We start from the raw sequence: 7,767 nt of genomic DNA on the forward strand, positions 1-7,767 counted from the left end.
TCTGTATGGTAGTTCACGTCTGGGAATGATTAAAGACTACCGACATATTGGAGGACGAACGTATTCTACCTCGGGACCGGGAGGAGGAGCGCCTCCGGCTATGACGTACTACTCGTGGGATGGTGTTCCCAAAGAGACGCGTGGCGATAAGTTCTTTGAATTGAGTAATCACCTGGGGAATGTTTTAGCCGTTGTCACCGACCGGAAGTTACCAGTGGATGACGGTTTAGGAGCTATTGCGTATTATCAGCCGGATGTAGTGAGTTATTCGGATTATTATCCGTTTGGGATGCCTATGCCTGGGCGTAACGCCAATAGTGGAGACTGCCGTTACGGTTGGAATACACAAGAGTCTGTAGATGAGATTTCAGGCGTTAAAAACCACTATACAGCACCCTATTGGGAATATGACCCAAGAGTAGTTATGCGTTGGAACACCGACCCAAAACCAAATCCGTCAATTAGTCCCTATGCGATTGTTCAGGGCAACCCGATTTGGTATAGCGACCCATTAGGCGATACGGTTAAAGTTTCTTTTAGAAGTGGATTTTTAGGATTAGGAAAAAAGCAAACTTTAAATTACGAAGGAGGTAGTTTGTTTAACGCTGATGGTTCTGCCTATGCAGGTAAAACAAGAGGTTTTTTAAAACAATCATTAAATGCCTTGAATGATATTCGCAGCACCAGAGAGGGGGGAACAATGTTAGAGGAATTAGAAAGCTCTGAAAATGTATTTACTCTTGAACATTCAAAAAACAATCCAAGCGGAAATAGAAACGAATTTGTAGCATCAGACAGATTTAAAGCCCATGGAAATCAGTATGCTACTGACCCTGACGGTGCTGCCGCATATTCGCATTATCAATCTATTGGAACAGACTTTACAGGCGGCTCAGGCGGCACAATATATTGGAATCCAGGAGGAGGAACTTCTGTTCCTGAACAGGGAGGGAATTTTGCAAATAGACCGTCAGTATTTTTAGGACACGAGATGTTTCACAGTTTAGATGCCAATAGAGGTTTATTCGATTCCCGAACGCATTTAGGAATTTCACGAAATGAGTGGCAAGCTGTTTATCGTGAAAATGTTTTGAGGCAACAAATGGGCTTGCCACTAAGGACACATTACAAGTCTTCATATAACCCAAGTACGGGGGAAAGAAAGGGTTTGCCCCCTTATATGCTAACTTCTGGCAGTTCTCCTATTTTACCAAGTTGGTATAAACCATAATGAGGGCAAAAATGAAACGTAGTATACTCATCATAAGTCTTATTTTTGCCGCTTGTGCTGTAAATCGTGAATTTAGAGTTACAAAATTTGGTTACTATAAAATTGAAGTCCCGAACGGATACCTTAATCACTTAGTAATATCAGGAAATCACGGAAAAGAACAGCAGTATTGGTATAATGACTCTACATTATTTTATTTTAGTAATGAAACTGGAATAACTACACCCAACTATGAAAATATCAGTAAAAATGAAGAAACAAGGAGCATAAGAACCAAAGCGATACTTGAAAATGACACATTTTATTTAGAAGGGAAAGACGATAAAAATCTCTTTTGGAAGGAATGTTTTTATAGAGATATTACGATAGGATATATGAATGTTCCCAATGAGAAAAAAGAAATTTTTGATAAAGTAATAAGCAGCTTACGGAAAAAGTAAATCAAAAGGGTCGTGTACCCGATTATCTGCTATTTTTATTTGTAGGTAGTGTATCAAACTTGCACTTATGTTTATTTTACAGGTGTAATTTACTATATTAGTGAGATCAACCTATACGGAAGCGCACGACTGGGAATGATTAAAGACTACCTAGATATTGGAGGACGAACGTATTCTACCTCGGGGACGGGAGGAGGAACGCCTCCGGCTATGACGTACTACTCGTGGGATGGTGTTCCCAAAGAGACGCGGGGAGAAAAGTTCTTTGAATTAAGTAATCACTTGGGAAATGTCCTTTCGGTGGTTTCTGACCGGAAGTTACCAGTGGATGATGGTTTGAGCTATTGCGTATTATTAGCCGGATGTGGTGAGTTATTCGGATTATTATCCGTTTGGGATTCAGATGCCAGGGCGGGAGTATCGTCAGGGGTTCAACGGTATGGAAAAAGACGATGAAATTAGAGGTGAGGGTAATAGTTATGATTTTGGAAATAGAATGTACAACCCAAGAATTGGAAGCTTTTTAAGCTTAGATAAATTTGAATCAAAATTTCCAAATCAATCCCCATACTCTTTTGCTGCAAACACCCCGATTTGGGCGATTGATAATAATGGGGATAGTGTATGGGGTTATTCTGAGACAATCCCAGCGACAGGTGGTGTCGGTATGCATTTATTTATGCGAGTAAAAACAACCGATCGAGATATTATAATCGAGTTATATGGTCCTGAGAACTCTAATGGGAAAGGAGGTCCACAAGTCAATGACTACAACCCTGGGGCAATGAATCGTGACAACGTAATTTACCATCAAGTTTTTGAATCTATTAGCAATGATGATGATGCATTTGAAAATAAACTTATTGCTTATGCTGAGTATATTGAAGCGCACAATATCTTAGATGCGAATAATAATGTTATTGATAATACTTTATTACCCAAGTATGATATGTTTAATAATAATTCAAATGGTTACGTATGCGCATTAATAGAATATGCAGGAGGGAACTTAGGTGATGCTAGTGGTGGTTTTACAATGCCATCCAATCCTTTTGGATCCGTTTATCAAAATACGCACCTTTTTGGAGCTAGTTGGAAGGATTTACAATCAATTTTTGAAATCCTTTGTTCTGAATTCGGGGTAGATGAGTATTATAATAACACCTACGGAATGTCAAAACAACAATTCCAATAGGGTGTTATGCCTACCGTTATGGAAAACAAAAGCGCACCAGCTGATAAAACATATGTTAACAGAACGAAAGTGACAGGAAGTCCACCTAAAGAACGTGCACAGAAAAAATCGGCAGAAAATAATCTTTAAGTATTTATTATTTACGTTGTAATCTTAGGCTTAGAGAGCCTAAGATTACAAATATACCGAGCATTGTATACATCAAAATATTTAATAAATACTTATATTTGTTAAATATAAACACTCCAACAGATGCTCCTCCTCCAGTTACATCAATAGTTACATTAAAATGAGTTCCTATTAATTTTTCATGTAAAGATTTTGATTTTATTCGTAAAATATACGTTTTCCCCTTTTTTCCTTCAAAGTATAAAGTAGTGGTTTCTATTTGATTTAAATTGATAATATCTTTTTGAAGAATATTTCGTTTTTCATCTAGTAGTTCGACAAGTATCGTACTGTTTATTTTGTCAAATTCATTATCTATGTCTTTATGTTTAATAAAAAACCTACATGCATAACCATAATTAATGTTAACATCGAATTGCTCCTCTAACAGTAGCTCCTCTCTCAATGTGAAATTTTTACTCAAAGCTTTCGTTGTATCAGTACTACTTGATATCTCTGTATACATTACTATAGCTATAAATAAACTAATGAAAGCACCTATTATTAGTATCTTTCTATTCATTGTAAAATTTTATTTTTGGAAAGTTTATAAATCATCTACACCAGAATCTCCTCCACTACCATTGTCTTTTGTGTCTTCGCTATTTACCTCCTCCAGGCTTAGGTGTTGTTCTTGGTTTTAACTCATAGGATTTTCTATGTTCTTCTTGTTGCTGAAAACTTTCTCCAACTCCACTATTACCTGTTTTTCGGTGCTGATCTTGGTGATATTTTTGGAGGGTTTTGATTTGTTCTGAGAGTACTCCCTCCACTCTTGTTTTTGTTTCTTTCGTCACTCATAATTTAGATGTTTTGATTGATAAAATAAATTAATAATAAAGCTCCTACTAATATAGCGATGATGCTCAATATGTTTAAAAAACGAATTGGATAGTTCCACCAAATTAGTTTACAATTGTACAGCTCATCTTCTAAGTGTTGATTTTTGTATGCTCATCGACAAGCTTGTATGACAATAAATTGTGAAATTAAGCTTATGAAAATCACAGAAGAGAAAATTACCCACGAGCCAATAAGTGAACTTTTATGTGTTGCTTCCGCAAAATTAGGTACTATATCTTTGATAAAAACAAAAGAAAACCCCAGCGCTCCGGATAGTGTATCAAATGTGTTGATGGAAAATTAACCTGTTCACTTTGTAGTGATTATGTGGTTAAAATGGGGGATTCATTTGGAAATCAACGCTATAAATGCAAAAGGTGTGATTACGTGTATTGGAGTATCGATACAAAAGCTATCAATCAGCGATTAATTCGCAAATCGTACTCCACACAAATGAAGGATGTGGTATACGAAGTATTGCTAGAATCTTAAACATTTCTCCAACTACGGTTATCAGTAGAATCCTAAAAATTTCAGCGGGTTTAAAGCGGCCTTATCCCATTGTAAAAGGCAACTGTTACGAAGTAGACGAATTATTCACCTATGTTGGTCAAAAAAAGAATCGAATTTGCGTTTGCTATTCGTTAGAACCTAAAAGTGAAACAATCATCGATGTTGTTGTAGGGAGAAGAAATAAAACGACACTTCGAAAAGTAACTGAAACACTTGTTTTATCAGATGCACAGCGTATTACAACCGATAAACTGAATAGTTATAAAGACCTGATTCCTAATAAAATTCATTCTACGAAATTACGAGGGATATAATCATATCGAGCGAAAAGAATTAACGCTGCGAACCCATCTGAATCGTCTGAATCGCAGAACGATTGCTTATAGTAAATCAATGGTCATGCTTTTGGCTGTGGTGAGAATTTATTTTTGGTGCTAACTGATGAAAAATAACCCGTATTTTCTTCATGAAAAAACAGGTTGACAACCCTATTTTTCAATGGATTTTGCTTATTTTTATTCTGCAAAACAGGAAGGTTTGAAGCATTTTCCAACGCCACAGGTAATAAACATTCAGCAAGTGATATTAAAAAGAGTTTTAAATCAGGTCAACGATGGGATTTTATATTAATAGGTGGAAATTAATTTGTTTAGTACTCTTACCAGTTGTGTTATATTCATGTGCGATTGTTTCACAAAAGGAGAAGACTGTAATACGGCAAGGGTATTATTTCATTGTTCAAATAAATTCAATCAATAAGGATACTATTTCTTTTTATACGGTTGATATATATACTCCTTTTAAAATAGTTGATTTAGACATATATGATAATGACGGAAATTTAATTAGTTCCTCAGAAAAATTCTTGAGATTATGTGAAAGAAATTACAATCAGGGATATCTCAAAGGTTTGGATAAAAAAAATATCGGAGAAATTTTAATATTATCAATAAATCCATCATCAGGTATAAGTGATGATGGATTTATTATATTTAACAAGGTAGAAAATCAGTCAAGTATAAATTTATCGAATTTCTATGTTTTCCCTAAAAACTGTTATTAAGTATAATATTAAAGATTTTGGGGTAGTGTCTCAAACTATCACCTGACGACTGAGAATGATTAAAGACTATCTACATATTGGAGGACGAACGTATTCTACCTCTGGGACGGGAGGAGGAACGCCTCCGGCTATTACGTACTATTCCTGGGACGGTGTTCTCAAAGAGACGCGTGGAGAAAAGTTCTTTGAATTAAGTAATCACCTGGGCAATGTCCTTTCGGTGGTTTCTGACCGGAAGTTACCAGTGGATGATGGCTTAGGAGCTATTGCGTATTATCAGCCGGATGTGGTGAGTTATTCGGATTATTATCCGTTTGGGATGCAATTAGATAGTCGTCACGCGAGTTCGGGAGGTTATCGATATGGGTTTCAAGGTCAGGAGAAGGATGACGAGGTCAAGGGTGAAGGAAACTCTGTGAATTACAAGTCCAGAATGCATGACCCTCGTATTGGTAGGTTTTTTGCGGTTGACCCAATTGGAGCTAAGTTCCCATATAATTCCCCTTATGCTTTTGCTGAAAATCAAGTCATTGCATTTGTCGAATTAGAAGGTCTTGAAAAAGCTACTCCTGAACAACAACAAAACGCCTTAAATTCATTGAACGAATTTAAGAACAACGCAAATACAACATCCGTTTTTGAGAATATAAGTAAGGACGATTTTGTATCCTCGCTTGAAAACATGCTAAACAACCCTTCAAGTATCGATCAAAGCAGAACGAATTTATGTGGTATTGCAACTTCATGTAAGGCTTCAATAGAATACAACCCAGAGGAATTTGTAACAATGGCGTTATCAATTTATCAAACAGGTGAATATTCGAATGGTAATGTAACTTATAAAGCAAATAAGGACTTATTTGACAACTCTAAATCTAATGGTCTTGGTGCAGCAGAGTTTGTTGTAATGACTACTCTAAGGCATTCATTGAATGGAGTTCTTTCTTACGATCCTACTGATGATAATGGTACATCCGGATTCACCTACCCAGGGGATGTAGATAATATTTTACTGAAAGGAATGAGTATGACGAAAACAACCAATACAGACTGGTCTTCAACTCCATCTAACGGAGCTTCGCTTGTGGGAGGAATGACCAAAGCAATTGATGCAGGTCATATTGTAGTTTTAACAGTTAATACAAGTCAATTTATGGGTAATTCAAGTTGGAGTGTAATTCCAGATCACTATATTCAAATTACTGGTGTAACAGAAAACACAGATGGCACGGTCAATGTAAGTTGGTGGTCATGGGGTAGTCAACAAACACCCATTAAAATGACAAAAGATCAATTGTATAATTCGACATATTTTTATGGATCCTTTGAATAATCTCCTATGAAGAAATTAATTTATATACTCCTTTCATTGGCTCTATTAACTTTTTTTGGTTGTGTATTTCTATTTAAAAGTGTGGAGGATAAATATTTGATTTCCAAAATTGAGCTAAGAAAAGTGCAACTCATACAAGTTGGTGAAAATTTAAAAGTTGTAAATTATTCTGCTTCTAATGAATTTGTTCGATCAGGTATAGGCATTACCCTAACCAAAAAATTTGTATCCGATGAAGAGTCTCCAAAACAATTAATATTTACATCGCAAGAACCTGGTATTAATGGACTGTTAAATTCAAGACAGTTAGATAGCATTGGAATATACCTTGGAGGCACAGCAATAATGGAAAATATTTTTTGCTTTAATATTAACACTCAAGATCCGGAAGATTTAAATTTTAATGGAGAAGGCGTTTCATTTAATGAAGTAGTGAAGATGATGAAAAATAACGACCGAACGTTAAGTGGTATTCGCCTTAATAAGGTTGAAAAGTATTTTTGGATTTCAGATGAGGATTCTACAACAATCGAATTAATGAAATTTAAAGACTTGAAATCAAACAAATAATACCTAAGCGGTAGGGTAGTGTACCAGATTTATTGGTAGTGTAACAAACTTGCACCTAGGTTTATTTTATAGGTGTAATTAATGGTAGTGTATCAAACTATCACCTGACGACTGGGAATGATTAAAGACTACCGACATATTGGAGGACGAACGTATTCTACCTCGGGACCGGGAGGAGGAGCGCCTCCGGCTATGACGTACTACTCGTGGGACGGTGTCCCCAAAGAGACGCGGGGAGAAAAGTTCTTTGAATTAGGTAGTGTACTCAATTAGTTGGTAACACACAGTTTAGTGTTTAAATTATTGATTTTCATTGTTTTTATTTTGGGAAAATAGTTAAATCGGGTGAGGGATAACCTTCACCCGATTTTTTTTGAGTAGTTTGAGTGTCTTCAACTCAGTAAATAGATC

At 36.1% G+C, this 7,767-nt stretch carries 11 protein-coding genes and 1 pseudogene; 10 read left to right on the forward strand and 2 right to left on the reverse strand.

The window, feature by feature from the left end:
* The 4 genes from ABDZ97_RS03800 to ABDZ97_RS03815 all read left to right on the forward strand — a co-directional run.
* A partial coding sequence (locus ABDZ97_RS03800) for a M91 family zinc metallopeptidase (protein ID WP_343785235.1) occupies positions 1-1,231 on the forward strand: 1,231 nt, incomplete at its 5' end.
* Between the two features lie 11 nt (positions 1,232-1,242).
* Positions 1,243-1,671 carry a hypothetical protein gene (locus ABDZ97_RS03805; RefSeq protein WP_343785236.1) on the forward strand — a complete coding sequence of 143 codons (429 nt, stop codon included), beginning with the start codon at positions 1,243-1,245 and terminating at the stop codon, positions 1,669-1,671.
* A gap of 48 nt (positions 1,672-1,719) precedes the next feature.
* Positions 1,720-2,127 carry a hypothetical protein gene (locus ABDZ97_RS03810; protein ID WP_343785237.1) on the forward strand — a complete coding sequence of 136 codons (408 nt, stop codon included), beginning with the start codon at positions 1,720-1,722 and terminating at the stop codon, positions 2,125-2,127.
* Positions 2,111-2,866 (forward strand): hypothetical protein, encoded by a 756-nt coding sequence (locus tag ABDZ97_RS03815; protein WP_343785238.1) that lies wholly within the window; start codon positions 2,111-2,113, stop codon positions 2,864-2,866. Before ABDZ97_RS03810 ends, ABDZ97_RS03815 begins: the two co-directional genes overlap by 17 nt.
* A gap of 136 nt (positions 2,867-3,002) precedes the next feature.
* Here the strand turns inward: ABDZ97_RS03815 and ABDZ97_RS03820 are convergent, their stop codons facing one another.
* Positions 3,003-3,557 (reverse strand): hypothetical protein, encoded by a 555-nt coding sequence (locus tag ABDZ97_RS03820; RefSeq protein ID WP_343785239.1) that lies wholly within the window; start codon positions 3,555-3,557, stop codon positions 3,003-3,005.
* A 79-nt stretch (positions 3,558-3,636) separates the two neighbouring features.
* Positions 3,637-3,831, reverse strand: coding sequence for a hypothetical protein (locus tag ABDZ97_RS03825; protein WP_343785240.1), 195 nt, complete (start codon positions 3,829-3,831; stop codon positions 3,637-3,639).
* Positions 3,832-4,031: 200 nt separating this feature from the next.
* On the opposite strand from ABDZ97_RS03825, the gene ABDZ97_RS03830 reads away from it, so the two are divergent.
* The 6 genes and pseudogenes from ABDZ97_RS03830 (at position 4,032) to ABDZ97_RS03860 (ending at position 7,629) form a co-directional block, all read left to right on the forward strand.
* Positions 4,032-4,181 (forward strand): hypothetical protein, encoded by a 150-nt coding sequence (locus ABDZ97_RS03830; RefSeq protein ID WP_343785241.1) that lies wholly within the window; start codon positions 4,032-4,034, stop codon positions 4,179-4,181.
* Positions 4,157-4,828: pseudogene (locus tag ABDZ97_RS17640) on the forward strand (IS1 family transposase). The gene ABDZ97_RS03830 and the pseudogene ABDZ97_RS17640 overlap by 25 nt, the downstream one beginning before the upstream one ends.
* A gap of 175 nt (positions 4,829-5,003) precedes the next feature.
* Positions 5,004-5,453 (forward strand): hypothetical protein, encoded by a 450-nt coding sequence (locus ABDZ97_RS03845; RefSeq protein WP_343785243.1) that lies wholly within the window; start codon positions 5,004-5,006, stop codon positions 5,451-5,453.
* Positions 5,454-5,508: 55 nt separating this feature from the next.
* Complete coding sequence (locus ABDZ97_RS03850; protein WP_343785244.1) at positions 5,509-6,786, forward strand: RHS repeat-associated core domain-containing protein; 1,278 nt, start codon at positions 5,509-5,511, stop codon at positions 6,784-6,786.
* Positions 6,787-6,792: 6 nt separating this feature from the next.
* Positions 6,793-7,356, forward strand: a complete 564-nt coding sequence (locus ABDZ97_RS03855) for a hypothetical protein (protein WP_343785245.1) — start codon at positions 6,793-6,795, stop codon at positions 7,354-7,356.
* Between the two features lie 117 nt (positions 7,357-7,473).
* Positions 7,474-7,629, forward strand: a complete 156-nt coding sequence (locus ABDZ97_RS03860; protein ID WP_343785246.1) for a hypothetical protein — start codon at positions 7,474-7,476, stop codon at positions 7,627-7,629.
* The last annotated feature ends 138 nt before the right edge of the window (positions 7,630-7,767 follow it).

It is taken from the genome of Wandonia haliotis (assembly GCF_039523435.1).
Classification (GTDB): Bacteria; Bacteroidota; Bacteroidia; order Flavobacteriales_D; family Crocinitomicaceae; genus Wandonia; species Wandonia haliotis.

Bases quoted from the DNA above. Each gene is read 5' to 3' on its own strand.
- ABDZ97_RS03805 (WP_343785236.1), top strand. From the start codon at position 1,243: ATGAAACGTAGTATACTCATCATAAGTCTTATTTTTGCCGCTTGTGCT.
- ABDZ97_RS03815 (WP_343785238.1), top strand. From the start codon at position 2,111: ATGGAAAAAGACGATGAAATTAGAGGTGAGGGTAATAGTTATGATTTT.
- ABDZ97_RS03820 (WP_343785239.1), bottom strand. From the start codon at position 3,557: ATGAATAGAAAGATACTAATAATAGGTGCTTTCATTAGTTTATTTATA.
- ABDZ97_RS03830 (WP_343785241.1), top strand. From the start codon at position 4,032: ATGAAAATCACAGAAGAGAAAATTACCCACGAGCCAATAAGTGAACTT.
- ABDZ97_RS03845 (WP_343785243.1), top strand. From the start codon at position 5,004: ATGGGATTTTATATTAATAGGTGGAAATTAATTTGTTTAGTACTCTTA.
- ABDZ97_RS03850 (WP_343785244.1), top strand. From the start codon at position 5,509: ATGATTAAAGACTATCTACATATTGGAGGACGAACGTATTCTACCTCT.
- ABDZ97_RS03855 (WP_343785245.1), top strand. From the start codon at position 6,793: ATGAAGAAATTAATTTATATACTCCTTTCATTGGCTCTATTAACTTTT.
- ABDZ97_RS03860 (WP_343785246.1), top strand. From the start codon at position 7,474: ATGATTAAAGACTACCGACATATTGGAGGACGAACGTATTCTACCTCG.